Genomic DNA, 708 nt, shown 5'->3' with positions numbered 1-708 from the left:
TCGATCGCCTTGGTCGCGGTGCCATCCAGGCTCGTGACGGTCAGCGTGTCATGCACGATCTGGCCGTTGGTCAGCGCTTGCGTCGCGGCCTTGGTGTTGTCGAGTGCGTACGTCCAGGCGCCGGTGGTGGCGTTGAAGGTGAAGGTACCGTAGGTGCCGGACAGCGAAGCAGGGGCCACCGCCTGGAAGACCGACTGGCCCGCATCGGCGTCACTGACGCTCACGGTGCCCGAGGCGTTCGGCGTACCGGCGATCGCATTCGCGACACCACCCGCTTCGACCACCGTGCCGGTGGCGGTGCCACCGATGGTGGCGCCGTCGTTGGCGCCGTTGATCGTCACGCTGATGACCTGCGAAGCGGTGCCGTCCGCGGACTTCACCGTGATCGAGTCGGTCAGCGACTGGCCTGCGCCGAGCGACTGGATTGCGGACTGCGCGTTGTTCGCAGCGTAGGTCCAGGCACCGGTCGTGGTGTTGAAGGTAAAGGTGCCGTAGGTGCCGGCCAGCGTGGCTGGGGTTTGGAACACGGCTTCACCCGAATCCACGTCGCTCACTGCCAAGCTGCCCGACGCAGTGAGGTTGCCCGAGGTGACGGCAACGTCTTCGGTCATCGTGCCGGTTGCGGTGCCGGTGATCGCGGCGGTGTCGTTGGCACCGGTCACGGTCACATCGATCGCCTTGGTCGCGGTGCCATCCAGGCTCGTGACG

The 708-nt window shown here is 66.7% G+C and carries 1 protein-coding gene; it reads right to left on the bottom strand.

What is annotated here, in order from left to right; translation table 11 throughout:
- On the bottom strand, positions 1 to 708 hold a 708-nt coding region (locus HH302_RS22235), incomplete at both ends, for a VCBS domain-containing protein (RefSeq protein ID WP_216662027.1).

It is taken from the genome of Niveibacterium sp. COAC-50, from assembly GCF_013184235.1.
GTDB lineage: Bacteria > Pseudomonadota > Gammaproteobacteria > Burkholderiales > Rhodocyclaceae > Niveibacterium > Niveibacterium microcysteis.
Note: the sequence above shows the minus strand (reverse complement) of the source record. Positions and strands in the feature narration are given on the sequence as shown.